The 23,801-nt window shown below is 75.8% G+C and carries 25 protein-coding genes and 2 tRNA genes; 7 read left to right on the plus strand and 20 right to left on the minus strand.

What is annotated here, in order from left to right; all coding sequences use genetic code 11:
* Positions 1 to 12 precede the first annotated feature (12 nt).
* Positions 13 to 417, minus strand: a complete 405-nt coding sequence (locus tag Ae150APs1_RS21810) for a carboxymuconolactone decarboxylase family protein (protein ID WP_010226235.1) — start codon at positions 415 to 417, stop codon at positions 13 to 15.
* Between the two features lie 82 nt (positions 418 to 499).
* Here Ae150APs1_RS21810 and Ae150APs1_RS21815 point away from each other — a divergent pair, with 82 nt between their 5' ends.
* Positions 500 to 1,186, plus strand: a complete 687-nt coding sequence (locus Ae150APs1_RS21815) for a TVP38/TMEM64 family protein (RefSeq protein ID WP_249266428.1) — start codon at positions 500 to 502, stop codon at positions 1,184 to 1,186.
* 93 nt (positions 1,187 to 1,279) lie between these two features.
* Here the strand turns inward: Ae150APs1_RS21815 and Ae150APs1_RS21820 are convergent.
* From Ae150APs1_RS21820 to bcp, 3 genes are all read right to left on the minus strand, one after another.
* A tRNA-Leu gene (locus Ae150APs1_RS21820) sits at positions 1,280 to 1,352 on the minus strand.
* Positions 1,352 to 1,996 carry a transposase gene (locus Ae150APs1_RS21825; RefSeq protein WP_075299979.1) on the minus strand — a complete coding sequence of 215 codons (645 nt, stop codon included), beginning with the start codon at positions 1,994 to 1,996 and terminating at the stop codon, positions 1,352 to 1,354. Before Ae150APs1_RS21825 ends, Ae150APs1_RS21820 begins: the two co-directional genes overlap by 1 nt.
* Positions 1,997 to 2,027: 31 nt before the next feature.
* Positions 2,028 to 2,495, minus strand: a complete 468-nt coding sequence (gene bcp / locus Ae150APs1_RS21830; RefSeq protein ID WP_010226241.1) for a thioredoxin-dependent thiol peroxidase — start codon at positions 2,493 to 2,495, stop codon at positions 2,028 to 2,030.
* Between the two features lie 247 nt (positions 2,496 to 2,742).
* Between bcp and Ae150APs1_RS21835 the strand changes: the two genes are divergently transcribed.
* Positions 2,743 to 2,964, plus strand: a complete 222-nt coding sequence (locus Ae150APs1_RS21835; RefSeq protein WP_029239290.1) for a DUF3618 domain-containing protein — start codon at positions 2,743 to 2,745, stop codon at positions 2,962 to 2,964.
* 45 nt (positions 2,965 to 3,009) lie between these two features.
* Here the strand turns inward: Ae150APs1_RS21835 and Ae150APs1_RS21840 are convergent, their stop codons facing one another.
* From Ae150APs1_RS21840 to Ae150APs1_RS21855, 4 genes are all read right to left on the minus strand, one after another.
* Positions 3,010 to 4,206 carry an FAD-dependent oxidoreductase gene (locus tag Ae150APs1_RS21840; RefSeq protein ID WP_075299981.1) on the minus strand — a complete coding sequence of 399 codons (1,197 nt, stop codon included), beginning with the start codon at positions 4,204 to 4,206 and terminating at the stop codon, positions 3,010 to 3,012.
* A 99-nt stretch (positions 4,207 to 4,305) separates the two neighbouring features.
* The gene (locus Ae150APs1_RS21845; protein WP_010226247.1) at positions 4,306 to 5,082 is read right to left on the minus strand and encodes an RNA polymerase sigma factor SigF; all 777 of its coding nucleotides are present in this window, start codon (positions 5,080 to 5,082) and stop codon (positions 4,306 to 4,308) included.
* A complete protein-coding gene (locus tag Ae150APs1_RS21850) occupies positions 5,079 to 5,513 on the minus strand; it encodes an ATP-binding protein (protein WP_010226249.1) in 435 nt (144 codons plus the stop codon). Before Ae150APs1_RS21850 ends, Ae150APs1_RS21845 begins: the two co-directional genes overlap by 4 nt.
* Before the next feature lie 87 nt (positions 5,514 to 5,600).
* Positions 5,601 to 6,023 carry an STAS domain-containing protein gene (locus Ae150APs1_RS21855; protein ID WP_010226251.1) on the minus strand — a complete coding sequence of 141 codons (423 nt, stop codon included), beginning with the start codon at positions 6,021 to 6,023 and terminating at the stop codon, positions 5,601 to 5,603.
* A gap of 551 nt (positions 6,024 to 6,574) precedes the next feature.
* Between Ae150APs1_RS21855 and Ae150APs1_RS21860 the strand changes: the two genes are divergently transcribed.
* A complete protein-coding gene (locus Ae150APs1_RS21860) occupies positions 6,575 to 7,129 on the plus strand; it encodes a hypothetical protein (RefSeq protein WP_060573642.1) in 555 nt (184 codons plus the stop codon).
* 28 nt (positions 7,130 to 7,157) lie between these two features.
* On the opposite strand, the gene Ae150APs1_RS21865 is transcribed toward Ae150APs1_RS21860, so the two are convergent.
* The 5 genes from Ae150APs1_RS21865 to Ae150APs1_RS21885 form a co-directional block, all read right to left on the minus strand.
* Positions 7,158 to 7,484 (minus strand): WhiB family transcriptional regulator, encoded by a 327-nt coding sequence (locus Ae150APs1_RS21865; RefSeq protein ID WP_075299983.1) that lies wholly within the window; start codon positions 7,482 to 7,484, stop codon positions 7,158 to 7,160.
* A gap of 244 nt (positions 7,485 to 7,728) precedes the next feature.
* Complete coding sequence (locus Ae150APs1_RS21870) at positions 7,729 to 8,175, minus strand: STAS domain-containing protein (RefSeq protein ID WP_075299985.1); 447 nt, start codon at positions 8,173 to 8,175, stop codon at positions 7,729 to 7,731.
* Between the two features lie 71 nt (positions 8,176 to 8,246).
* Positions 8,247 to 10,058, minus strand: coding sequence for a selenocysteine-specific translation elongation factor (locus tag Ae150APs1_RS21875; RefSeq protein WP_075299987.1), 1,812 nt, complete (start codon positions 10,056 to 10,058; stop codon positions 8,247 to 8,249).
* Positions 10,059 to 11,384, minus strand: coding sequence for an L-seryl-tRNA(Sec) selenium transferase (selA, locus tag Ae150APs1_RS21880; protein ID WP_075299989.1), 1,326 nt, complete (start codon positions 11,382 to 11,384; stop codon positions 10,059 to 10,061). It abuts the gene before it with no gap.
* Between the two features lie 16 nt (positions 11,385 to 11,400).
* Positions 11,401 to 12,396 (minus strand): hypothetical protein, encoded by a 996-nt coding sequence (locus Ae150APs1_RS21885; protein ID WP_075299991.1) that lies wholly within the window; start codon positions 12,394 to 12,396, stop codon positions 11,401 to 11,403.
* A 204-nt stretch (positions 12,397 to 12,600) separates the two neighbouring features.
* Between Ae150APs1_RS21885 and selD the strand changes: the two genes are divergently transcribed.
* On the plus strand, positions 12,601 to 13,665 hold the full coding sequence (selD, locus tag Ae150APs1_RS21890; protein WP_249266429.1) for a selenide, water dikinase SelD: 1,065 nt from the start codon (positions 12,601 to 12,603) through the stop codon (positions 13,663 to 13,665).
* Positions 13,666 to 13,729: 64 nt separating this feature from the next.
* Entirely contained in the window at positions 13,730 to 14,773 is a 1,044-nt protein-coding gene (locus Ae150APs1_RS21895) for a PLP-dependent cysteine synthase family protein (protein ID WP_212567323.1), read from the plus strand.
* Positions 14,774 to 14,779: 6 nt separating this feature from the next.
* On the opposite strand, the gene Ae150APs1_RS21900 is transcribed toward Ae150APs1_RS21895, so the two are convergent.
* The 3 genes from Ae150APs1_RS21900 to Ae150APs1_RS21910 form a co-directional block, all read right to left on the minus strand.
* Positions 14,780 to 16,027, minus strand: a complete 1,248-nt coding sequence (locus tag Ae150APs1_RS21900) for an amidase family protein (RefSeq protein WP_060573628.1) — start codon at positions 16,025 to 16,027, stop codon at positions 14,780 to 14,782.
* 17 nt (positions 16,028 to 16,044) lie between these two features.
* Positions 16,045 to 16,139, minus strand: a tRNA-Sec gene (locus Ae150APs1_RS21905).
* 5 nt (positions 16,140 to 16,144) lie between these two features.
* The gene (locus Ae150APs1_RS21910) at positions 16,145 to 16,537 is read right to left on the minus strand and encodes an STAS domain-containing protein (RefSeq protein WP_139317007.1); all 393 of its coding nucleotides are present in this window, start codon (positions 16,535 to 16,537) and stop codon (positions 16,145 to 16,147) included.
* 237 nt (positions 16,538 to 16,774) lie between these two features.
* On the opposite strand from Ae150APs1_RS21910, the gene Ae150APs1_RS21915 reads away from it, so the two are divergent.
* Positions 16,775 to 17,248: an acyl-CoA thioesterase gene (locus Ae150APs1_RS21915; RefSeq protein WP_075299995.1), complete on the plus strand. Its 474-nt coding sequence runs from the start codon at positions 16,775 to 16,777 to the stop codon at positions 17,246 to 17,248.
* A gap of 47 nt (positions 17,249 to 17,295) precedes the next feature.
* Here Ae150APs1_RS21915 and Ae150APs1_RS21920 read toward each other — a convergent pair whose 3' ends face one another.
* On the minus strand, positions 17,296 to 18,636 hold the full coding sequence (locus Ae150APs1_RS21920; protein ID WP_083680287.1) for a glycosyltransferase family 2 protein: 1,341 nt from the start codon (positions 18,634 to 18,636) through the stop codon (positions 17,296 to 17,298).
* Between the two features lie 455 nt (positions 18,637 to 19,091).
* On the opposite strand from Ae150APs1_RS21920, the gene Ae150APs1_RS21925 reads away from it, so the two are divergent.
* On the plus strand, positions 19,092 to 20,384 hold the full coding sequence (locus Ae150APs1_RS21925; protein WP_060573619.1) for a competence/damage-inducible protein A: 1,293 nt from the start codon (positions 19,092 to 19,094) through the stop codon (positions 20,382 to 20,384).
* Positions 20,385 to 20,445: 61 nt separating this feature from the next.
* Here Ae150APs1_RS21925 and Ae150APs1_RS21930 read toward each other — a convergent pair whose 3' ends face one another.
* From Ae150APs1_RS21930 to Ae150APs1_RS34705, 3 genes are all read right to left on the minus strand, one after another.
* Complete coding sequence (locus tag Ae150APs1_RS21930; RefSeq protein WP_075299999.1) at positions 20,446 to 21,045, minus strand: superoxide dismutase; 600 nt, start codon at positions 21,043 to 21,045, stop codon at positions 20,446 to 20,448.
* 148 nt (positions 21,046 to 21,193) lie between these two features.
* Positions 21,194 to 21,751, minus strand: a complete 558-nt coding sequence (locus tag Ae150APs1_RS21935) for a DUF1697 domain-containing protein (RefSeq protein WP_075300001.1) — start codon at positions 21,749 to 21,751, stop codon at positions 21,194 to 21,196.
* Between the two features lie 24 nt (positions 21,752 to 21,775).
* Complete coding sequence (locus Ae150APs1_RS34705) at positions 21,776 to 23,740, minus strand: alpha/beta fold hydrolase (protein ID WP_212567244.1); 1,965 nt, start codon at positions 23,738 to 23,740, stop codon at positions 21,776 to 21,778.
* Positions 23,741 to 23,801 lie beyond the last annotated feature (61 nt).

The raw sequence follows: 23,801 nt of genomic DNA on the forward strand, positions 1-23,801 counted from the left end.
ACCGGCCCCGGGTCATTCCGGGGCCGGCTCCGCCAGAACCTGCTGGGCGATCTTGAAGGCGGAGTTGGCGGCCGGGACACCACAGTAGATCGCGGTCTGCAGCAGGATCTCGACGATCTCGTCGCCGCTCAGCCCGTTGCGCCGGGCGGCCCGGACGTGCAACTCGAACTCGGCCCAGTGCCCGTGGGCGACCAGGGCGGTCAGCGTCACGGCGGACCGCATCCGCCGCTCCAGGCCGGGCCGGGTCCAGATCTCGTTCCACGCGTAGCGGGTGATCAGCTGCTGGAACTCGGCCGTCGTGCCGTCGACCTTCGCCAGCGCCGCCTCGACGTAGCCGGCGCCGAGCACCTCGCGCCGCACCGCGAGCCCCTCCTGGTCCAGGTCGGCGGGATCCATTCCGTCGGTCGCGGCGCTCATGACGGCACCTTCTCACGGTTCCGCGGCCCCGCCGGTGAGCGGTGCACCACCCGTTCCGGGACGTGACGACGGTCGCGGCGGCGTGCTGAGTACCGTGGCCGGAGTGCGGTGGTGGCGTCCTCTCCTGGCCTGTCTCGGGCTGGTGCTCCTGGCGAGCCTCGTCGTACTCGTGGCCCGCGCCTACGGGGTCTCCGTCGTCCCGCAGTTCGGTGAGGTGCGCCGCGTCGTCGAGGCCTCCGGGCCCTGGGGACCGGTCGTGTTCGTACTGCTCCAGGTGCTGCTGAACGTCCCGCCGTTCCCCCGCACGGTCTTCACCGTCTCCGCCGGTGTGCTGTTCGGCGCGGTGTCGGGCACGCTGCTGACCCTGGTCGCGACCGCCCTCGCCGCGATCGTGGCGTTCCTCCTGGTCCGGGTCACCGGCGGCCGGATGGTCGCGCGCTGGGCCGAGCACCCGCGGGCCGTGTGGGTGCGGCGCAGGCTCGACCACCACGGGACCCTGGCCGTCACCTCGCTCCGGCTGATCCCGATGGTGCCGTTCGCGGCGATGAACTACCTGGCCGGGCTGTCCGCCGTGCGGTTCTGGCCCTACCTGGTCGGCACGATCCTCGGCTCCGCCCCCAGCACGATCGCGATGGTCGCGCTCGGCGACGCGGTGACCGGGCACCTGCCGCCCTCGCTGCTGCTCGTCTCGGGGATCTGCGCGCTCCTCGGACTGGGCGGTGTCCTGCTGGCGGCTCGGCGCCCGCTGCCGGACGAGCCGGCGGCCTGACGAGCGGCGGTCTGACGAGCGGCGGCCTGACCGCCGGTCGCAGCGCGACCGTCGGGTGGTCGCCGAGCACCGGCCCGGCGACCACCCGACGTGTGCCGACGGCGGGATTCGAACCCGCACTGACACGGACCTAAACCGTGGGCCTCTCCCGTTGGGCTACGCCGGCTAGTTCTTACGGGTGCACCACGTCTCCGTGAGTGCATGGCAGTTCGGGCACAGGATACGGAGGTTCTCCAGCCGGTTGTCGGTGTGGTCACCGTTGACGTGGTCCAACTCGAACGGGATCGGGCGCCCGCGCCAGTCGAGGAGTCCGCACTCCTCGCACCGCTGTTCCTTCACGCCTTCGGCGATCAGCCGGCGACGCAGCGCGGCGCTGCTGTAGTAGGTCGAGCCCCGTACGAGTATCTCGGTGAGCGGGCGCGCGCGGCGCTGGAGCGGAAACCGTCTGCCCTCCGCCCACGCCTGTCCGGTGAAGTGCGAGGTGTCGAGACCGCGTGAGCTGATGTGGCTCCGGATGAAACGGTGCATACCCCCGCTCGGTGCGTAGCCCAGCCGCCGCAACACCTCCGCGAACGAGACCGACGCCCGCACCGCCTCGGCGAGCTGCGCGTCCGTCCAGTGGTGGCGCCGTCGCGCCTCCACCGGCCCCGCCAGGTGACCCGCGTCCGCCCCGACCCGCTCGATGTGGGCCCGGAGCACGTCGTACCGGCCCGGCCGGATCCCGAGCCGCCGGCAGACCTCGGCCAGCGTGGCCGACGTCGCCACGGCCGCGACGAGCTGCTCGTCGGTCCACCGGCGGGCACGGGGCATCACCCACCGCCCGCCGGGCGGACCCGCGGCACTAGATCTTCCAGTCCCGCCGCAGCTTCGCCACGTGCCCGGTGGCCTTCACGTTGTACCGGGCGTCGGTGACCGTGCCGTCCTCGCCGATCAGGAACGTCGAGCGGATGACCCCGGTCACCGTCTTGCCGTAGAGCTTCTTCTCGCCGTAGGCGCCCCACGCGGTGAGGACCTGCTTCTCCGGGTCGGACAGCAGCGGGAAGGTCAGCCCCTCGGCGTCACGGAACTTCGCCAGCTTCGCCGGCGTGTCCGGCGAGATGCCGAGGACGTCGATGCCCGCCCCGTTCAGCTCGGTAAGGTTGTCGCGGAAGTCGCAGGCCTCGGTGGTGCAGCCGGGCGTGCTCGCAGCGGGGTAGAAGTAGACGATCACCCTGCGGCCGCGGTGGTCGGCCAGCGAGACGGGCGTGCCGTCGGCGTCGTCGAGGGTGAAGTCGGGGGCGGGGTCTCCCGCCTGCAGCCGGTCGCTCATGACGATCAGCCTGCCACCCGGTGTGCACGCCACCGTCCCGAGCACGCCGCCTGTGGACAACTCGGCCGATCGGGGGCCGGTTGTGGACAGGTGGCCGCGACGCGCCGCCGCCGGGTGGCCACGCTGCGCGCGGGGTGCGGGCGATGGCTACGGTGTGTGCCACGCCGCCCGCAGCACACCCCGGCGGGCGCGAGCAGCAGGAGATCCCGGGCGCGCTGCGCGTACCGGCCGAGTCGGAGGAGACGTGGTGGCCCGCGACCCCGAGAGCATCCAGCACGAGATCGAGCAGACCCGGGACGCGCTGGCCGAGAGCCTGGACGCCCTGGCCGACCGTGCGAACCCGAAGAACCTCATCGAGGGCGGCAAGGAGCAGGTCGCCGAGAAGCTCGCCGACCCCAAGATCAAGTACACGCTGATCGCGGTCGGCGCGCTCGTCGGGCTGGCGCTGGTCCGCTCGATCCTGCGCTGAGCCCCGCCGGGCCCGGCCGGCCGGGAGGCCCGGCCGGCGCCCCGGTCAGGACAGGGTGTCGCGGAACTCCAGCAGCGCGGCCCGGTCCACCCCGTCGGAGAGCGGCCTGCGGTAGCGGGCGATCAGCCGGGCCGCCCCGAACCCGGCGACCGCGACCAGGGTGTCCCCGCGCAGGTAGCCGAGCACGGTGCCCTTCACTGCGCCCCCGTCGAGGCCGTCGCCGTGCAGCGTCAGCACCTCGTCCGCCGCGCCCGGCCGTCCGATCAGCTGGATCTTGAGGCCGAACTGGTCGGACCAGAAGAACGGCACGGTGGCCGGCGGCGGGTCCCCGCCCGCGATGTCCGCGGCGACGGCTGCGGCCTGCTCGGCGGCCGACGTCCAGTGCTCGAGCCGTGCCCGGTCCCCGGTGCGCGGGTCGGTCCACGCCGCGGCGTCCCCGACCGCCCAGACACCGTCGAGCCCCTCGACCCGGCCGTGCTCGTCGCACGGGATGCCGCCGGACAGGTCCGGCCCGCTGCCCTCGAGCCAGCCCAGGTCCAGCCGCCCGCCGATCCCGACGACGGTCTCGTCCGCGGACACCGTCGAGCCGTCGGACAGCTCGGCCCCCGTCGCCGTCAGCGACGCCACCGACACCCCGGTCCGCAGGTCGATCCCGGCGTCCGTCATCAGCCGGGCCACCAGGGTGCCGCCCCGCTCGCCGAGCAGGCGCTCCATCGGCACCGGCGCGGTCTCGACGACCGTTACCGCCAGCCCGCGGTCGACCGCGGTGCTGGCCACCTCGGCGCCGACGAACCCGGCCCCGACGACCAGCAGCGACGAGGCGTCCGCCAGTGCGTCCCGCAGCCCGTCGGACTCGTCGACGCTGCGCAGCACGTGGATGGATCCGGGCTGGCCGTCGCGGGTGCGGGAGGTGACACCGACGGCGAGCACGATCGCGTCGGCGTGCAGGGTGGCGCCGTCGTCGAGCTCGACCTCGCTCGGCCGCAGCGCGACGGCGGCGCGCCCGAGGTGGGTGCGGACGCCGAGCTCCTCGAGGTCGTCCTCCGAGGCCAGCTCGATCCGCGACCGGTCCCACTCACCGGCGAGGTACTGCTTGGACAGCGGCGGCCGGTCGTAGGGGAGGTGCTCCTCCGCCCCGACCAGGCTGAGCCGGCCCTCGTAGCCCGCCCGGCGCAGTCCCTGCACGGTCCGCAGGCCGGCCAGGCCCGCTCCGATCACCAGCACGTGTTCCGGCACGCTCATCGCGCTCCTCCCGATCGCGCCGCGGCCAGCCGCGCCACCGCGGTCCCTCGCACAGGATCTTCGCCGACACCGGCCGGCCCCGTCCGCGCGGGGCGGGGTCTACAGCGTGCGGTCGTCGGGTTCGAGCCGGTTGCGCAGCCGGGACAGCGTCTGGGAGAGCAGCCGGGACACGTGCATCTGCGAGATCCCGACCTCGTTCGCGATCTGCGTCTGGGTCCGGTTCCCGAAGAACCGCAGCATGACGATCGTGCGCTCGCGCGGCGCGAGCTCGGCGAGCAGCGGGCGCAGCGACTCGCGGTAGTCGACACGGTCGAGCTCGGCGTCGGCGTCGCCCACGAGCTCCCCGACGGTGGCGCCACCGTCCTCCGAGGACAGCATCTCGTCGAGCGACGAGCTGCGGTAGGCCTCGGCGGCCTCCAGCCCCTCCAGCACCTCCGGTACGGGCAGGCCGAGGTGCTCGGCGATCTCCGAGGGCCGCGGGGAGCGGCCCAGGGTCTGGGACAGCTCGGACACCGCCCCGTTGATCGAGACGTGCATGTCCTTGAGCCGGCGCGGGACGCGCATCGACCAGCTCTGGTCGCGGAAGTGCCTGCGGACCTCGCCCGAGATCGTCGGCACCGCGAACGAGAAGAACTCGCCGCCCTTGTCCGGGTCGAACCGGTCGATGGCGTTGATCAGGCCGACGGTGGCGACCTGGACGAGGTCGTCGAGCGGTTCGCCGCGGTGGTTGAAGCGGCGCGCGATGTGCTGGGCGACGGGCAGGTACCCGGTGACGAGCCGGTCGCGCAGCTGCTCCCGGCGCGGGTCGTCCACCTCGAGGCCGCTGTACTCCGACAGCAGCGGGGTGAGGTGTGCGTACTCGGGGTCCGCCGTCACAGGCCGGGTCCGGCGAGCTTGTGCAGCCGGATGGTGAGGGCGGAACCGCCCCCGTCCTCCTCACCGGTCTCGACCGCGACCTGGTCGGCGAGGGTCTGCAGCACCCGCCAGCCGAAGCTGTCGGTGGGCAGCTCCGCGTCCGCTCCGGTGTGCACCCGTGCGGAGACGTCGATCCGCTCGCCGTGGACGTCGAACGTGCAGCGCAGGGACGATCCGGGCGCGGCGAGCCCGACCAGCGTCGCGCACGCCTCGTCGACCGCCATCCGCAGGTCGGAGATCGCGTCGAGGTCGAAGTCCGCGCGCGCGGCGAGGTCGGAGGCGACTGCACGGACCGTCGGGATCAGCGCGGCGCGTGCCGCCGTCCGGATCTCGACGGTGGCGGCGCCGGATGCCTGGTCGGTGGGAGCGCTCGAGGTGTCCTCGTGGGCCACGCTGGGTCGTCCTTTCGGTCGGTGTCGCGCCCGGCGCCACCGGCGCCGGCCGTCGGGCGGGTCCCCGTCGTGCCGGGAGTGCCCCGCTCAGGGCCCGGGTATGCCGGTCTGGTCGGCCAGGACAGTGAAGAGCTGGGCGGAGCCGGTCACCTCGAGCGGTCGCAGGACCGCCCGGTTGGTGGCGACGACGTAGAGACGCCGGTCGTCACGGGCGGCCCGGCGTGCGGTGTGGATGAGGACGCCGAGCCCGCTGGACGCGAGGAACGTGACGCCCTCGAGGTCGACGGCGACGTCGCGGTCGTCGCCGTCGCCGTTCGCGGGACGGTCCAGCAGTTCGTCGAGCGCGACGCCGAGCCGGGGCGCGGTCAGCGTGTCGACCTCGCCGCGGACGGTGAGCACGGTGAGTCCCCGGCGGGGGGACGAGAACGTCACGCCGAGGTCGGCGCTGTCGTCCGGGTGCTCGACGCCGTCCCCGCGGGACGGCGGCGGGGATCCGGGCAGGGGGATCACCTCCGGGAACGGGCGCGCTGAGGCGCGTCGTCGGGGCGGGCGCCCCCGCCGTGTTCTCGACGGGGTCTCGCAGGTACGTGCGCGGGCTCCGCCGGGCGGGGCCGCGCGATCAGACGGTACCGGCCGGTCCCGGCGCGCCACGGACGGTGTCCGGCCATCGGCTCGCTGGGCCGTCCGGGTGGTCCGGGTCGCCGGCCGGACGGGGACCCGCCGGGTGGACGCCCCGGTCGCGCGGGGTCGGGCCGGTGGGTCCGGTGCCGCCGGAGGGGTGACGGCTCACCGGTGTGCCGTACCGCCACCCGAGGGATCACATCGACCGCCGGGCGGGCGTACGGCACCGCTCGACCGCCGGACCGCCGGCGGGGACCGGCGGCCGTCGGCGGCGCCGGGTGGTGCTGCGTACCAGCGGATGTGGTGGAGGACGGCGCCGTCCCCGATCCGCTCGCGGCGCGCGTGACCCCACTCGTCCGTACGGGGGCCGGTCCAGCGCGCATCCGGGGCCGCCGCCGGGGTTCACTGTGGCGGAGAGAGCAGATCGTCCCGGAAGGCACGTGATCGTCGTGGTGCAGGACGTGGCCCGGCCGCGCAGGCTGGTGGCCGTCGCGCTCACCGAGTCCGAGTCCGCCCGGGCCGGGGGCGCCCTCGCCGAGCTGTCCGGCAGCGCGGGTGAGACCGACCTGCTCGTCGTCCGCAACGACCCGGCGGACCGGCTGCGTCGTGCTGAGCCCGTGGAGGCCGAGGACTACCCGGGGGACGACCCGGCGACCGACCCGGACGACTCACCGATCACGATGCCGGTGTCGCGGATCCCGTCCGGTCCGGTGCGGTTGCACCGGCTGGGTCTGCGCTGGGTGGTGCAGGACGCGGACGAGCCGGACCTCGTCGCGGCACTGTCCGAGCTCGTCGGCTTCGACCCGGACGGTGACACGTACTGCGTGGCGCCTGCCTCGACGGGCGTGGTCGCGGATCCGGAGATCGAGGTCGTGCGACGGGCGGTCCGCCGGGTGGCGCGGGTCTACGGGCTACCGGTCCTGCCGTACCGCGCTCCGGCTGCCGGTGCGGCGTCGCTGCCCACCTGGCTGGCCGAGGAGGCCCCGGGGGCCTGACCCCGGCGCGGACGGACGGGTGCGGCGGTCAGCCGGCGGCGGCGACGAGTCCGGGGGCCTCGGCCGCGATGTGTCCGGCGTCGCGGCGTTCGAGGATCGCCCGGCGTTCGGACTCGCCGAGCCCGCCCCACACGCCGAACGGCTCGCGGCTCGCGAGGGCGAAACGCCGGCACTGCTGGACCACCGGACAACCCCGGCAGACCTGCTTGGCCCGCTCGGTGCGCCGGGAGCGTGAGGGGTTCCGCTCGCCGTCCGGGTGGAAGAAGACCGCGCTGTCCATCCCGCGGCACGCGCCGAGGCGCTGCCACTCCCACTGGTCGTCCATCGGGCCGGGAAGCCGGGAAACATCGCTCACGTGCTCACCTCGTCGGTCGGGACCCGGCGGCCCGGGCTGACTTGTCACCCGGTTCCCGAGGGCCGCAACGGGCAAACCTGCGGCCCGGGCCGATCGGTGCTATGAGGCCGTCCGGCGCGGTGGCGGGCCGGATCGGGCGACAGAGGGTCCCGAATCGTCGTCGCATGTCACGGGTGGTCTGCAGGTCCCCGCAGGTGGGCGCGACCGGACGCCCTGACACAATGATGTGATGTGAGTCACATCGTCAGGAGTTCAGTGCCGCCTGGACTCCCTCGTGGATGTCGAACAGGTGGTCCAGACCGGCGATGCCGAGCGGGCGCAGCACCCGTCGTTCGGCGCAGGCCAGCCGGAGCTCGACCCCGGCCCGGTGCGCCTCCTCGCGGATCTCGATGAGCGCCGCGAGCCCGCTGGTGCCGAGGAACTGCACGCCGTCCAGCTCCAGCACCACCAGCGTCGCGTCCGGGATCCGGGCGGTCACCGCGGTCCGGAGCCCCGGACCGGTGAGGATGTCCAGCTCGCCCTCGACCGCGATCACGACGACCCCGCCGGGCCGGGTCGTGGCGGCGAGCCGCAGCCCGTCGCCGTTGTCGGTGATGTCGGTGGCCCCGGTGCCCCCGGGGCCGGGTGCCGCCCCGGTCCCGCCGGATCGGCCGCGGGCGGTGCCGGGGCCGGGCGGACGCGAGTCGGTCATGGGCCGACGGTAGGCACGGTGCTGCGCCGCCGCCACTCGGAGCCGGGGACTGCGGTCCCCGGCGTCCGGTGTCAGCGGAGGCGGTGCCCACCCGACGGGGTCCGGACGGTCCGTCCGGTGCGCCCCAGCAGTTCCAGCAGCGGGACGACGACTCGTCTGCTGGTCCCCAGCGCCTGCCGTGCGGTGCTCGCGGTGAACTCCTCGCCGAGCCCGCGGAGCACCTCCAGTGCGCGCTCCGGGGCGTCGGGCAGCAGCACCACGTCGGGGGTCAGCCGCAGCAGCTCCCCGGCCCGCTCCAGCGCGGCGAGCTCGCGCTGCCCCAGGCTCAGCCCGGCCAGGCGGTCCGCCTCCGGCGCGGTGAACGGGCGCGCGACGAGGTCCGCCCGCAGCGCCGCCGCGGCCGCGAGGACGTGCTCTGGCGGGCCCGCGTCGGCGGCCGGGCGGACGCGGCCGTCGCGCACCACCAGACGGGGTTCCGCGGCCCGGGCCAGCGCGGCCTCCACCAGCCCGGCGTCGGGCAGCCCGGCCTCCCGCCGGGCCGCTGCGAGCGGCAGCCCCGGGTCGAGCGGGTCCGACGCGTCGTGCGCGGCCACGGCCCGCTCCAGCGCGGTGACGGCCGCGTCGGCCGCGGCCGGATCGAGCAACCAGCCGGCCGCTCCCGGTACCCGGGTGCCCAGCGCGGCGACGGCGTCGCCCGGCACGCCCCACCGCACGAGGTCGGCCGCCGGTACGGCGCCGCGCCGGGCCAGCTCCGCCGCGGCGTCCGGGACGCCGGTCGCCGCCGCCAGCTCACCCGCCCGGCGCCGCGCGGCGCCGCGGCGGCGCAGCGGGGGCGGCGCCGGGTCCAGGACGGTCACCCCCGCCACGATCCGGTGCGCCCCGGGATCGCGCAGCACCGCGCGGTCGCCGATCCGCAGCGGCAGCGGGTGCTCCGGGCGGATCCGGACGACGTCGTCGCCGAGCGGCCGCACCCGGACCGGGACGGCGGCCGAGCCGGCGTGCAGGGTCAGCCCCGTCGGGGAGGTGAGCTCCGGCGGCGGCCCGCCGACGCCGTGCAGCCGGACGTCGGCCTCGGTGGTGACCGGCCACGCGCCGCGGGCGAGCAGGACGTCCCCGCGCCGCACCCGGTCCCGCGGGACCCCGCGCAGGTTGAGCGCGACCCGGGCCACCGCACCGGCGGCGTCGACCGGGGCACCGAGCTCCTGCACCGCCCGCACGGTCACGACGTGCCGGCCGTCGGCGCCGTCGAGCTCCAGCTCGTCGCCGGTGCGCACGGTGCCGCTGCCGAGCGTCCCGGTGACGACGGTGCCCGACCCGCGGACGGTGAAGGCCCGGTCCACCCAGAGCCGCGCGGCGCCGTCCGGGTCGGCCGGGGGCAGCGCCGCGACCAGCTCGACGATGGCCGCGCGCAGGGTGTCGAGGCCGTCCCCGGTGGCCGCGGAGACGGCGACGGCGGGCCACCCGCCGAGCCCGCGGGCGGCGAGCCCGGCGCGGGCGTCGTCGAGGGCCAGCTCGGGGTCGAGCAGGTCGGTCCGGGTCACGACGAGCAGCCCGCGGGTGATCCCGGCGGCGGCGAGTGCGTCGGCGTGCTCCCCGGACTGCGGCATCCAGCCCTCGTCGGCGGCGACGACGAACAGTGCGGCCGGGACCGGACCGGCACCGGCGAGCATGGTGGTCACGAACCGTTCGTGTCCCGGGACGTCGACGAACGCCACGGTGGCCGGCCCGTCCTTCCCGGTCAGCGTGGTCCAGGCGAAGCCGAGGTCGATCGTCATCCCGCGTCGCCGTTCCTCGGCGTAGCGGTCGGGCTCCATCCCGGTGAGCGCGCGGACCAGCGTCGACTTGCCGTGGTCGACGTGCCCGGCGGTGCAGAGGACGTGCACCTACCGGACCTCCCGCACCGCGCGGGCCAGGACGGCGTCGGCCGCCGGCGGCAGCGCCCGCAGGTCGAGCAGACAGCGGTCGTCGGCGACCCGGCCGAGCACCGGCGGGTCCCCGGCGCGCAACGCCGCGGCGTAGCGGGCGGGGAGCGCGATCCCGGCGCTGGCCAGCTCCACCCCGGGGGCCCCGCCGCCACCGACCCCGGCCACGGTGTCGACGGCGGTGGCGTCGACACCGTCCGCGGCGAGCGCGGCGACGAGCGCGTCCGCCCGGCCGCGCAGTGCGGCCGGATCGGCGTCGAGGAACTCCCGGACGGGGGTCGGCGGCCCGGCGACCGAGGCCTCCAGCGCGGCGAGGGTCAGCTTGTCGACCCGCATCGCGCGGGCCAGCGGGAACCGGCGGACGGTCTCGACCAGTGCCGTCCCGCGTTCCCCGCCGCCGAGCAGCAGGCCGGCCTGCGGCCCGCCGAGCAGCTTGTCGCCGGACGCCGTCACGAGGTCGGCGCCGTCGGCGAGGGTCCCAGCCGCGTCCGGCTCGTCCGGCAGCAGCGGGTGCGGGGTGAGCAGTCCGGAGCCGATGTCGGCGACGACCGGGGGCCCGAGCCCGGCCAGCTCGCCGATGCCCACCGTGGAGACGAAGCCGCTGACGACGAAGTTCGACGGGTGCACCACCAGCAGGAACGCCGTGTCCTGGCCGATCGCGTCGGCGTAGTCGCGCAGGTGGGTGCGGTTCGTGGTGCCGACCGGGCGGAGCCGGGCGCCGGTCGACTCGATGAGCTCCGGGATGCGGAACCCGTCGCCGATCTCGACGAGCTGCCCCCGGGACACGACGATCTCCCGGCCGGTCCCGGCGAGGGCCGCGCAGACCAGCGCGAGCGCGGCGGCGCCGTTGTTGGCGATCCACGCGGCGCCCGCGCCGGGGACCGCGTCGCGCAGTGCCGCGACGGCCCCGGCTCCGCGGGTGCCGCGCCTGCCGGTCGCGAGGTCCAGCTCGACGTCACAGGTTCCGGCGGCGGCACCGAGCGCGGCGACGGCGGCACCGGAGAGCGGGGCCCGGCCGAGGTTGGTGTGCAGCAGGACGCCGCTGGCGTTGAGCACCGGACGGATCGCGGTCGCCGCCGCCGGGAGCGCGGCCAGCGCGTCCGTGGTGACGTCCGACGGGTCGATCCCGCCGTCGCGGGCGCGCTGCTGGGCCGCGGCGACGGCGCGCTTGACCCGGGCGCGGCCGAGCCGGTCGATCGCGCCGGCGAGCTCCGGTGCGGCGAGGACGGCGTCGGTCCGCGGGATCCGGCGGCGCGGGTCCGCCGCGGCGTGGCGCGCGGTGGTCATCGCCGCACGGTAGCGCTCAGCCGGGGCCGGTGTCCCCGGACGTCCGGGCGGGCTCGGCGTCCCCGGCCCGCGGGGTGCCCTCCGCGGCGGAGCCGTCCTCAGGGCCGTCCTCGGGGCCGTCCTCCGCACCGGCGACGGGCGCGCTGTCCGCCGCCCGCTGCTCGGGCAGGGACACCGCGGGAAGGTCCCCGGTCGCGGGCTCGGAGATCGCGGGCTCGGCGGTGGCGGGTTCGGCGGGGGCCGGCTCCCGCAGGGTGTGCGCACCACCTCCGCCCGGCGCGCGGGCCGGGGGGACCGCGGGCGGCGGGTCGGTGTCGCGGGAACGCCCGGGCGACGGACGCGCCGGCCCGTCGAGCCTGCCCAGCTCCGCGCCGAGCAGCGAGTGCAGCCGCGCGATCTCGTCGCGCACCGAGCTCCGCAGCTCGGAGACGTGCGCGTGCATCGACGCCGCGGTGTCGGCGACCAGCTCGGAGTTCCGGCGGGCCGCGACCCCGGCCGCCCGCTGCCGCTCGTGCTCACCGGCGGCGTCCACCGCGAGCCGCTCGGCCTCCGCCCGGGCCGCCGCGGTCGTCCGCTCGGCCTCGGCGTGCGCCGCCGCCGTGATCCGGGCAGCCTCGGCGAGCGCCTGCCGGCGCAGCTCGCCCGCTTCCTGCTCGGCGGCTCGGCGCCGCTGCGCCGCCTCGTGGTCGGCCATCCGGAGCACCTTGTCGGCGCGGATCCCGAACGTCTCGGCCGGCCGGGCCCGGGCCTCGTCCAGCGCGGCGGCGAGTGCGTCGGCCCGGCGGACGGCCTCGTCCCGGGCGGCCTCGGCCCGGACACGGGCGCGCTCCGCGTCGGCGAGCCGGGTGCCGGGGTCCTCGGGGGCCTGCTCGCCGCCGGTCACCTCCGCCCGGGCGCCGTCCCCGCCCCGCGACGGGGACGGGCTGCGCCGGGGGAGATCGGGGGCGGTGTCCCCGGCGCGGGTCGTCTCGTCGTCGCGGACGTCCTCGGCCACTCCGTCGTTGTCGACCACGTCGCCGCTCGTCCTCCTGTCGTGCTCCGGTGCGGAGCATCGCCGGCCTGTCCGGCCGGGTCGTTCTCGTGCCCCGCGCTCACGGTGGGTCAGTGTCGTTCGCCGGACCGTGCCCGGACAGCCCCCGTTCGGCGGACGGATCCGGCGCGGCGACCGACGGCGCGCTCCCGACGGTAACTCCCGGGGGCGGGTAGCGTTCCCGAGGTGACCAGGTCGTTTCCGAGGGGGGAACGCATATCCGACCGTGCGACCACGCGCCGGCTCACCGAGTACAGCCACGGCGCGGGCTGCGGGTGCAAGCTCGGCCCGGGACAGCTGGCCGAGGTGCTCGCCGGGGTGACCCCGCCGTCGCACCCGGACCTGCTGGTGGGGACGGACACCGGGGACGACGCGGCCGTCTGGCGGCTGTCGCCGGACCGTGCGCTGGTCGCGACCACCGACTTCTTCACCCCGATCGTCGACGACGCGCGCACCTGGGGGGCGATCGCCGCGACCAACGCCGTGTCGGACGTCTACGCGATGGGCGGCACCCCGCTGTTCGCGCTGAACCTGGTGTGCTGGCCGTCGGAGGACCTCGGCCCGGACGTGCTCGCCGAGGTGCTCGAGGGCGGCGCAGGCGTCGGCCGGGACTGTGGGTTCGCCGTCGTCGGCGGGCACACGATCGACGACCCGGAACCGAAGTACGGCCTCGCCGTCGTCGGGGAGGTCCACCCGGACCGGGTACTGACCAACGCGGGCCTGCGCCCCGGCGACGAGCTGGTCCTGACCAAGCCGCTCGGGATCGGCGTCGTCACCACCGCCGTGAAGCGCGGTGTCCCGGCCGCGGTCGGGGCCGCCGTCGCCGCGATGACCACCCCGAACGCCGACGCCGCGCGGGCGGCCCGGGACGCGGGTGCGACCGGCTGCACCGACGTCACCGGCTACGGCCTGCTCGGTCACCTCACGAAGATGACCGTCGCCTCCGGTGTGGACGCCCGCGTCGACGCGGGCGCCGTGCCGCTGCTCGATGGCGTCCGGGAGCTCGTCGCCGGCGGCGTCGTCCCCGGCGGAACGCTGCGCAACCGGCAGTGGGTGGACGACCGGATCGTGCGCACGTCCGCGTCCGACGACGAGGTGCTGCTGCTCTCCGACGCCCAGACCTCCGGCGGGCTGCTGTTCGGCGCCGCGCCCGGCGCCGCGGGCACGGCCGTCCGGTGGCTGCGCGAGCGGGGGCACCCGGCCGCAGTGATCGGGTCCGTCACCGCGGGGACCGGTCTGGTCCACGTCTAGGGTCGGACGGGTGGAGCCCGTCGACCGCAGCTGTGCCCGCACCCGAGCCTGGACCGACGAGGCGATGCGCCGGGTCCAGGCCGACGCGAACCGCTCCGCCGACACGCACCTGCACGTGCTCGACCTGCCCGCCGAGTGGGGCGTGCACGTGTACCTCAAGGACGAGTCGGTGCACCCCACCGGGAGCCTCAAGCACCGGCTGGCCCGGTCCCTGTTCCTGTACGGGCTGGCGTCGGGCTGGATCACCGAGGGGACGACGGTCGTCGAGGCCAGCTCCGGGTCGACGGCGGTCTCCGAGGCGTACTTCGCGCGGCTGCTGGGGCTGCCGTTCGTCGCGGTGATGCCGCGGTCGACGAGCCCGGAGAAGGTCGCGCTCATCGAGCGCGAGGGCGGCCGTTGCCACTTCGTGGAGCACGGCGGCCAGGTCTACGCCGAGGCCGAGCGGCTCGCCGCCGAGTCCGGCGGCCACTACCTCGACCAGTTCACCTACGCCGAGCGGGCCACCGACTGGCGGGGCAACAACAACATCGCCGAGTCGATCCTGGCCCAGCTCGCCGAGGAGCAGCACCCGGTCCCGGAGTGGATCGTCGTCGGTGCCGGCACCGGCGGGACGTCCGCGACGATCGGCCGCTACCTGCGCTACCGGCGGCTGCCCACCCGGCTCGCGGTCGTCGATCCGGAGGGCTCGGCGTTCCTGCCCGGCTGGCTGGCGGGCGACCCGGCCCACGAGACCGGGGTGGCGTCGCGGATCGAGGGGATCGGCAGGCCCCGGATGGAGCCGAGCTTCGTGCCGTCGGTGATCGACCGGATGTTCCCGGTGCCCGACGCCGCCAGCGTCGCCGCCGCCCGGCACCTGCGGGACCGCACCGGCCGCTGGGTCGGCGGCTCGACCGGCACCAACCTCTGGGCGGTCTACCAGCTGGTCGCCGAGATGCTCCGCAGCGGTCGCTCCGGCAGCGTCGTCACGCTGATCTGCGACGGCGGCGAGCGCTACCGGCACAGCTACTACGACGACGGCTGGGTCGCCGCGCAGGGCCTCGACCTCGCCCCGCACACCGCGGCCCTGGAGACGTTCGTCGCGACCGGACGGTGGGAACCGCCCGCCTGACACCCGTCAGGAACCGCCGAGCAGCTCCGCGGTGGCCAGCAGCCTCCGCTCCGACCCGGGCCGTCCGACCAGCTGCACGCAGGCCGGCCCGCCCGCGGTGGGCACCGGCGCGACCAGCGACGGCAGTCCCGCGAGGTTCCACGCGGCCAGCCCGGTCGTCCCGGCCCCGGTGGGGCCCGAGGTCACGGGCAGCAGCCCGGCCTCGGCGCCGGCGTCGTCGAGCCAGCCGACCAGCCGCTGCCGCCAGGACGCGGGGGTGGCCGGGCGGAGCCCGCCGAGCCGCCGCACCCGGCGTCCCCGGCGCAGCGCGCTGCGCGCCGTGCGGGGGAGCCCGGCCGGATCGAGATCGAGGTCCTCCACCCGGCGGGCCAGCCCGGCGTGCCTGCGGCGCGCGCCGTGCACCGGCAGGACCGCGCGGTACGGCGGGTCCGCGGCGAGCAGCCGCACGGCGGTGGTGCCCAGCACCCGGATCGCGGCGTGCACGGCGGCCGCCGCGGCCGGGTCGGCGAGCCGGGTCCGGCCGGTGCGCAGCGAGCAGGCCAGCGAGCCGACCGGTTCCCCGCCGTCCGCCGCGGGGGCGGCCGCCGGAGCGGGAGCCGGGCCGAGGGCCGTGGCGCCGGGGAGACCGCCCGTCACGGCCGGGGCGCGGCGTGCGGGGGCGGCCAGCACGTCCAGCGCCGCCCGGAGGTCGGCCGGTCCGGCGGCGACGACGGTCGTCTCGGCCAGTCCCGCCCACCGCCGGTCCGCGCCGGGGGGCAGCGGGAGCACGCGGCGCCCGGGCTTCAGCGCGGCCAGGCCGTGCGCGGCCGCGGCGGCGCGCAGCGCGCCGTCGCCGTCCACCCCGATGCCGAGGGGGACGGTGCCCGTCGCGACGGCGGCCGCGGTGGCCCGGCCGCCGGGGGACCCGTCCGGGCCGATCCCGAACTCGGCGGTGCGCGCACGGCCCGCGACCAGCGCTCCCGCACCGCGCAGCCGCCGTACCGGTTCGTCGCCGCGCCCGGTCGTCGAGATGCCCTCCTCGACGGCGACGAGCACGCCCGCGAGCGGCAGCGCGAACCGGTCGGTGCGCCGGTCCAGCGCGGCGGCCGCCGCACGCAGCGACTCGGCGTCGACGGCGAGCAGCCCGGCGGCACCCCCCGCCCGGTCCAGCAGGGCACACGCGTACTCGGCCGCGGTGCGCTCGCCGGCCCGGACCGCACCGGCCGTGGCCGGAACGCCGGTCGGTGCGGTGCCGGGCGCGGGGAGGATGCTCATCGTCGATACTGCGGTTCTGCGGAGGCGGACGGGAATCGAACCCGCCTGGCCGAGGTACTCGGCCACGTCGGTGTTGAAGACCGCGGGGGCCACCAGGCGCCCATACGCCTCCAGGTCTCAGGCCGTGCGGAGTGCCTCCGGCACACCGTCGGCGACGTCGAACAGGGACAGCAGGTTCGTCGCCTCGAGGGCGCGGGTCACCGCGTGCGACCCGCACACCAGGCGCAGCCTGCTGCCGTCGCCCTCCGCCTTCTCCTTGGCCTCGACGAGTGCGGCCAGCCCGGCCGATCCCAGGAAGGTCACCCGGGTCAGGTCGACCACCAGCAGGCTCGCGGCCGGGATCTGCCCGGCCAGGCGTTGCCGCACGACCGGAGCGGTCATCGTGTCGATCTCGCCGTGGACGTGGACGACGACGGCGCCGTCCCCGTGCTCGACCACCTCGAAGCGGACGACCTCGCCGACGTCGGGGTCCTGGTCGTCCCCCACCCCGGTGGGCGTCTCACTGCTCATGTGTCTCGTGCTCCCTCGACAGTCGTCGCCGGTGGCTCGGCTCCCGGAATCCCGGGAGCTTCACCGTGAGTGACGACCGGCCGCCGTTGCTTGACGGGCCGCCCGTGCTGCTCCCGCTCCAGCCTAGTCAGGAGGACGTCCCACCCTACGACCGCGGTCGCGGGTCGCACAAACGTTCCGCGGCACCGGCCCGGCGGTCGCCCACGGACGGTCGGGGGAGATGCCAGGGTGGCGTCCATGAGCGCAGTGCAGCCCGGGCGGTTCACGGTCCGGATCGGTGTCCGTAGCTACGAGATGGACGTGAACGGGCACGTCAACCACGCGGTGTACCACCAGTACGCCGAGCACGCCCGGATGGAACACCTGCGGGCGGCCGGGTTGTCCCAGCCGGCGCTGGACGCCGCCGGGATCACGGTCGTCCTCCTGTCGACGACCGTGCACTTCCGGGCCGAGCTCCGCGTCGGCGAGCAGGTGGAGATCGACTCGGAGATCGGGTTCACCGAGCGGAAGCCGTTCACGATGCGTCACCGGCTGGTGCGCGAGACCGGCGACGGCCGCGAGCTCGCCGCGGAGGCGGAGTGCACGATGGGTGTGCTGGACGTCGCGACCCGGCGGCTCGTGGCCGACCCGTACGGCCGGCTGGTGGCGGCGGCGTCCGCACCGGAGGTGCTGGGGCCGGGCCCGGCCCGGCAGGCCGCGACCGGCGCGTGACGGGCCGCCTGCGGACCGGCGGCGGCCCGCGGGTGTGACGCCCGCGGTCAGGCCGGGACGACCGGGTCGGTGCCGGCGCGCTCGCCGTCCTCCGCCGGCTGCTGCCCGGCCGCCGGGAACGCGCCGGATGCGGTGACGGTCCGGTGCCCCGGCACGACGGCCGGTCCGACGAACCCCATCAGGGGCGGGACCGCACCGCCGGCGCGGCGCACCGCCCGCCGGGACTGCAGGTAGGCCCGCGGCCCGTTGAGCATGCCGCGGGTGCGGGTCTGGTCGGCGTCGGCCGGCATCGCGTCGCCGGCACCGGCCTCGCGGGCGGAGATGTGGCGCAGCCGGGCGACGGCGGCGGGCAGCCGGCGCAGGGCCGCGGAGCGGCCCTGCGGGGACAGTGCGACCTTGGCCAGGAAGCTGCCCAGGCCGACCGCGTAACCCTCCATCTGCTTGCGCAGGGCCTCCTGGTCGGGGCGGTGGTGGTGCCACAGGTAGGCGCCGGGCAGGTAGCCCAGGACGTGCCCGGCCAGGATCATGCGGACCAGGAACTCGCCGTCCTCGCCGCCGTGGGTGGGGGTGCCCGGGCCCATGGCCTCGTCGAAGCCGCCGACCGAGCGGGCGGCGGTGGCGCGCACGGCGAGGTTGGCGCCGATGCCGAGCAGGCCGGGGGCGAACGGGAAGATCGGGGAGTCCGGCGGGGGTGCGGCCAGGGAGAAGCGGCGGGCGGTGAAGCCCTTGTTCCAGGCCAGGGCGGTGTCGGCGGCGCGTTCCTCGGGGCTGCCCAGGCGGGCGGCGAGGACGGGGCCCGACACGCAGGCCAGGTCGGGGTCGGCGGCGAAGGCGCCGGCGATGCGGGAGGCCCAGGCGGGGTCGACCTCGGTGTCGTCGTCGGTGAAGGCGACCAGGTCGGTGCGGGCCTCGGCGAGGCCGCGGTTGCGTCCGACCGAGGCGCCGCGGCGGGGTTCGCGGACGTAGCGGACCCGGGGTGAGCCGGTGGCGGTGACGGCCTGCTGGGTGCGTTCGTCGTCGGGGTCGTTGTCGACGACGACGACCGAGAGGGCGGGGTGGTCGGAGGCGAGCACGGCGCGCAGGCAGCGGGCCAGGGACTCGGGGCGGTTGCGGGTCGCGACGACCACGGTGACCGGGTCGGACCCGACCGGCGCCGGCACGACCGCCTCGGGCGGGCTGAGCGTGATCAGGGCGGCGTTGAGCTCCGCGATGGTGGCGTGCCCGTTCCGCAGCGGCACGGTCACCTGCCCCTGCGGTGTGCCACCGACGGTGACCAGCAGACGGGCGGCGTGGAACCCGGGGCCGACCCGCAGGTCGCGCAGCGGCGCGAGGCGGTCGAGTTCGCCGACCCAGGTCACGGCGTCGGGCGTCGCAGACTTCCCTGACATGTCGGACAGTCTCGTGCACGCGCCCTGAGACCACACTGAGAGCGCCCGTCGGCCGGGGTCCGGCTACGCTGCGTGCTCGACGGTGACCGGTTCACCGGTACCGGTGTCAGTGCTTCGTGTCGACGCAGGCCACGATCTCGTGAGGGTCGACGTGAGACCGGATCGGCCGCCCCGGGCGACCGTCCGACGCCGCGACGAGCGCGCTGCTTCGAGCGGGGACACGCTGTGTCGGCTCCGTCGTCGGCGTGTCCGACGGGACGGGTCGACACGAACGGGTGACCACACGTGCATGCGGTCGGGCCCGGTGTCCCCACCAGCGTCGATCACGGTCGCGCTGACCACGATCGGGTGAGCACCGTGTCCGGTTCGGGGTTGTCCCGGGTGTTCTGCCCGGTTCGACCACCGCCGCCGGGTGGAACCGGGTGCCCCGCCACGCGCGCGGGTAGGTTCGGATCATGAGTGAGTCCCGCCCCACCGCGTCCGTGCTGGTCACCGGCAGCGAGCTGCTGACCGGCCACGTCGCCGACGCCAACGGTCCGTTCGTGGCGCGCTCGCTCGGCGACCTCGGCTTCGCTGTGCGCCGGGTGCTGCTGGTCGGTGACCGCCCCGAGGACCTGCGCACCGCGCTGGAGTTCGTGGCCGGCGACGATCTCGTCGTCACCTCCGGTGGGCTCGGCCCGACCGCCGACGACCTGACCGCGGACGTCGTCGCCGAGTTCGCCGGCGCGCCGATGGAGGTCGACACCGCGCTGCAGGAGCGGATCCACGCGCGGGTCGCGGGCTGGGCGGCGCGCGCGGGCTGGGACGGCCCGGCGCTGGACGCCGCGACCGCCAAGCAGGCGCGGGTGCCGCGCGGGGGCAGTGTGCTGGAGCCGGTCGGGACCGCGCCGGGCCTGGCGGTGTCCCGCGAGGGCGGGCCGCTCGTCGTCGTCCTGCCGGGGCCGCCGCGCGAGCTGACCGGGATGTGGCCCGCGGCGCTCGCCGCGGAGCCGGTCGCGGCGCTGCTCGCCCGGACCCCGCACGCGGAGCCGACCCTGCTCCGGTTCGCCGGGCTGCCGGAGTCCGAGATCGCCGAGACGCTGCGGGTGATCGGCACCGATCTCGACCTGTCCCGGGTCGAGATCACGACCTGCCTGCGCCGCTCCGAGCTCGAGGTGGACCTGCACCCGCTGCCCGGCGCGGAGCCGGTCGCCCGGGACCTCGCGGAGCGGATCGTCGACCGGCACCGCCGGAAGCTGATCAGCGACGACGGCAGCACCACCGACGAGCTCGTCGCCGATGCGCTGGCAGGCCGGGGCTGGACGGTCGCGACCGGCGAGTCCTGCACCGGCGGACTGCTGGCCGGGCGGCTGGTCGACCGGTCCGGCTCGTCGGCCTACGTCGCCGGGGGCGTGGTCGCCTACTCCGACGCGGCGAAGACGGCCCTGCTGGACGTGCCGGCGGCGCTGGTCGCCGAGCACGGTGCGGTGTCGCCGGAGGTGGCCCGGGCGCTGGCCGACGGCGCCCGCGCACGGTTCGGGGCCGACGTCGGCGTCGGCATCACCGGTGTCGCCGGGCCCGGGGGCGGGACGGAGGCCAAGCCCGTCGGCTACGTCTGCTTCTGCGTCACGACGGCCGACGGCCAGGTGATCGCCCGCGACCCGCAGCTGCCCGGCGGTCGGGCCGACGTCCGGGAACGGTCGGTCGACCTGGCGATGCACCTGCTGCTGCGCGTGACCGGGGTGACGGGGCCGGACGCGCACCGCTAGGCCCCGGACACACGCGCGCCCCGCCCGGAACGGTCCGGGCGGGGCGTGGGCGCAGGCGGTGTCAGCCCTTCGCGGCGGCGAAGCGCTCGGCGGCGTCCGCCCAGTTGACGACGTTCCACCAGGCCTTGACGTAGTCCGGCTTCACGTTCTTGTACTGCAGGTAGAACGCGTGCTCCCACATGTCGAGCAGCACGATCGGGGTCTGCCCGGCGGGGAGCTGGGACTGCTGGTCGTAGAGCTGGTGGATCAGCAGCTTCTGCCCGAGCTGGTCGAAGCCCAGGATGGCCCAGCCGGAGCCCTGGATGGTGGTGGCGGCGGCGGTGAAGTGCGCCTGGAACGCGTCGAACGACCCGAAGTCGTTGTCGATCGCGGAGGCGAGGTCCCCGGTGGGCTTGTCGCCGCCGTCCGGGGAGAGGTTCTTCCAGAAGGCGGAGTGGTTGACGTGCCCGCCGAGGTTGAACGCGAGGGTCTTCTCCAGGCCGACGATGGCGCCGAAGTCGTTCTTCTCCCGGGCCTCGGCGAGCTTGTCGATGGTGCCGTTGAGGCCCTGGACGTAGGTGTTGTGGTGCTTGGAGTGGTGCAGTTCCATGATCTCCGGCGCGATGTGCGGAGCGAGTGCGCCGTAGTCGTACGGCAGATCCGGGAGCGTGTACTCGGCCATCGGTTGTCTCCGACCTCCTCGGTCACGGAAAAGCGTGGCGGTCGGCCACGCACGAACACGTGCCACTATGTCGCACCACACCCCTACCCGCGACGGCGGACGACTACGCGTCCACGGACCGGAACGGCGGTGTGTCTCACCCCGGGCGTCACCCCAGGAGCTCGAGGAGCTTCCGGACCGTGGCCCAGTTCCGGGCGGTGCCGCCGCCGTCGGCGGCGCCGGTCCGCGTGGACAGCCGGGCGGCGAGCCGGCTGCGCCCGATCCCGTCGGGAAGGTGCAGGTAGACCACCCGCCCGACGACGGCGGCGTCGCCCGGGCCGCCCTGCTCCCGTTCGACGGCCAGCGCGGCCTCCAGCCGGGCCGTCCCGGCGTCGTCCGGGGGTTCGGCCAGGAACACCGCGTGCAGCTGCTTCGGCTCGCTCACCTGCGGGAACGGGTTCGCCGCGACGGCGGCGGCGTACTCGTCCCGGCCGAACGCGACGACCGGGCGGTCGAGGCCGAAGTCGTCCTGCAGGATCCCGGCGATCTCGTCGGCGATCGTGCCGGGATCGGGATCGGTGCTGGTCAGGACCACGTTCCCGGACTGGATGTAGGTGGCGACGTCGGTGAACCCGCGCCCGGCGAGCACCCGCCGCAGGTCGGCCATCGGGACCTTGCCGGTCCCGCCGACGTTGATCCCGCGCAGCAGCGCGACGTGGGTGCGCACGCCGCGATCCTGCCGCAGCGCGGGTCAGGTGCGCAGCTCCCGGAAGAAGTCGCGCAGCTCGTCCACGAACACCTCCGGCTGCTCCATCGACGCGAAGTGCCCGCCGACGTCGGGCCGGGAGAACCGGCGCAGGTCGGTGAACCGCCGCTCCAGCCAGTGCCGCGGCAGCTTGGTCATCTCGTGCGGGAACTGGGCGACCCCGGTCGGGACGTCGACCTCCTCCAGCCGCCGGCGGGCGAAGCTCTCCCAGTAGAGCCGGGCCGAGGAGGCGCCCGTCCCGTTGAGCCAGTACTGCATGACGTTGTCCAGCAGCCGGTCCCGGCCGATCACGTTCTCCGGGTGTCCCGCGCAGTCGGTCCAGTCCCAGAACTTCTCGACGATCCAGGTGCACTGGGCGGCGGGGGAGTCGACGAGCCCGTAGCCGATGGTCTGCGGGCGGGTGGTCTGCTCGGCGGAGTAGCCGCTGCCGTAGCGGTCGAACGCCTTGGAGAAGCGGATGTCCTCCTTCTCCTGCTTCGTCAGCACCCGGTCGTCGTCGTCCGGCTTCGGGGCGAGCGCCATCGTGAGGTGGATGCCGTACAGCATCTCCGGCGCCGCGGTGCCGAGCGCGGAGGTGATCATCGAGCCCCAGTCGCCGCCCTGCGCGGCGAACCGGTCGTAGCCGAGCCGGTCCATCAGCTGGGCCCAGGCGACGGCGATGCGCTCGACGCCCCAGCCGGTCACCGCCGGCTTCCCGGAGAACCCGAACCCGGGCAGCGTCGGCAGCACGACGTGGAACGCGTCGGCCGGGTCCGGCGGGTCGGTCAGTGCGGTCAGGACGTCGAGGAACTCGACGATCGAGCCGGGCCAGCCGTGGGTGAGCAGCAGCGGCATCGCGCCGGGGTGCCGCGAGCGGGCGTGCAGGACGTGCACCTCGACGGAGTCGTCGCCACCGCCGTCGAGCCCGGTGCGGTACTGCGGCCAGGCGTTGATCTCCGCCTCGACCCGGCGCCAGTCGTAGCGGGTGCGCCAGTACTCGCAGAGCTCGCGGGCGTAGTCCAGCGGCACCCCCTGGTTCCAGCCCTCCACGGTGGCAGGCTCCGGCCAGCGGGTCCGGGCGAGCCGCTCGCGCAGGTCGTCGAGCTCGGCCTCGGGGATCTCGATGCGGAAGTCGCGCACCCCGTCACGGTGGCACGGTCGGCGCCGCCGCGTCCCGGTGGCCGGGGCATCGGAACGATCACGATGCGGCGCCCCCGCGGGCCAGCGCCCTGCTGATCCCGCGGGCCGCCGCCCGGACCGCGGGGACCCAGGTGTGCGGTTGGTGCCGTCGGCCGGGACGACGATCGACAGCGCCGCGACGACCGGCCCCTCGCCCGCCCGGACCGGCGCCGCCACCGACAGCGACACCGCCTCGATCTGCCGGTCCGAGATCACGAACCCGCTGGTACGGGCCCGGGCCAGCAGGGTGCGCACCCCGTCGGGCTCGCAGACGGTGTGCGCGGTGAACCGGCGCAGCGGGCGGGCCAGCACGGCCTCCGCCGCCTCGGGCACCGCGTGCGCCAGCAGCACCAGCCCCACACCGGTCGCGTGCGAGGGGAGCCGGGAGCCGGAGCGGGTGACGATCGAGACGGCGTCGTGGCGGGAGAGCCGCTCCACGTAGACGACCTCGCCCGGGTCGTCCGGGTCGAGGACGGCGAGCTGGACGTTGTGCCGGGTCACCTCGTGCAGGTCCTCGAGGAACGGCATCGCCGCCTCGCGCAGCCCGTGGCTGGCGGGGGCGAGGTGGCCGATCTCCCAGAGCCGCAGCCCGATCCGGTAGCGGCCGTCACCGCCGCGGTCCAGCGCGCCGCCCGCGGCGAGCTCGCCGACGATCCGGTGCACGGTCGTCAGTGGCAGCCCGGTCCGGGTCGCGATGTCGGTGAGGGCGAGGACCGGTGTCGTCGCGCTGAACGCCCCGAGCACGTCCAGCACCCGCGCGGTGACCCCCGAACGGACCGGCCTCGATCCCATGACCGGGCATTCTTCCGCAGGGCGGAAGTCGTGTCGAATGCGGGAGCGCCGCTGCGGGAAC

This window comes from Pseudonocardia sp. Ae150A_Ps1 (assembly GCF_001932315.1).
Classification (GTDB): Bacteria; Actinomycetota; Actinomycetes; order Mycobacteriales; family Pseudonocardiaceae; genus Pseudonocardia.

What these genes read in the sequence shown, in the direction of transcription:
- Ae150APs1_RS21825 (WP_075299979.1), bottom strand. Translation starts at nt 1,996, where the DNA reads ATGCCCCGTGCCCGCCGGTGGACCGACGAGCAGCTCGTCGCGGCCGTG.
- Ae150APs1_RS21900 (WP_060573628.1), bottom strand. Translation starts at nt 16,027, where the DNA reads ATGAGCATCCTCCCCGCGCCCGGCACCGCACCGACCGGCGTTCCGGCC.
- Ae150APs1_RS21870 (WP_075299985.1), bottom strand. Translation starts at nt 8,175, where the DNA reads ATGACCGACTCGCGTCCGCCCGGCCCCGGCACCGCCCGCGGCCGATCC.
- selA (WP_075299989.1), bottom strand. Translation starts at nt 11,384, where the DNA reads ATGACCACCGCGCGCCACGCCGCGGCGGACCCGCGCCGCCGGATCCCG.
- Ae150APs1_RS34705 (WP_212567244.1), bottom strand. Translation starts at nt 23,740, where the DNA reads ATGGGATCGAGGCCGGTCCGTTCGGGGGTCACCGCGCGGGTGCTGGAC.
- Ae150APs1_RS21895 (WP_212567323.1), top strand. Translation starts at nt 13,730, where the DNA reads ATGCGCCGGGTCCAGGCCGACGCGAACCGCTCCGCCGACACGCACCTG.
- Ae150APs1_RS21910 (WP_139317007.1), bottom strand. Translation starts at nt 16,537, where the DNA reads ATGAGCAGTGAGACGCCCACCGGGGTGGGGGACGACCAGGACCCCGAC.
- Ae150APs1_RS21840 (WP_075299981.1), bottom strand. Translation starts at nt 4,206, where the DNA reads ATGAGCGTGCCGGAACACGTGCTGGTGATCGGAGCGGGCCTGGCCGGC.
- Ae150APs1_RS21920 (WP_083680287.1), bottom strand. Translation starts at nt 18,636, where the DNA reads ATGTCAGGGAAGTCTGCGACGCCCGACGCCGTGACCTGGGTCGGCGAA.
- Ae150APs1_RS21915 (WP_075299995.1), top strand. Translation starts at nt 16,775, where the DNA reads ATGAGCGCAGTGCAGCCCGGGCGGTTCACGGTCCGGATCGGTGTCCGT.
- Ae150APs1_RS21930 (WP_075299999.1), bottom strand. Translation starts at nt 21,045, where the DNA reads ATGGCCGAGTACACGCTCCCGGATCTGCCGTACGACTACGGCGCACTC.
- bcp (WP_010226241.1), bottom strand. Translation starts at nt 2,495, where the DNA reads ATGAGCGACCGGCTGCAGGCGGGAGACCCCGCCCCCGACTTCACCCTC.
- Ae150APs1_RS21810 (WP_010226235.1), bottom strand. Translation starts at nt 417, where the DNA reads ATGAGCGCCGCGACCGACGGAATGGATCCCGCCGACCTGGACCAGGAG.
- Ae150APs1_RS21925 (WP_060573619.1), top strand. Translation starts at nt 19,092, where the DNA reads ATGAGTGAGTCCCGCCCCACCGCGTCCGTGCTGGTCACCGGCAGCGAG.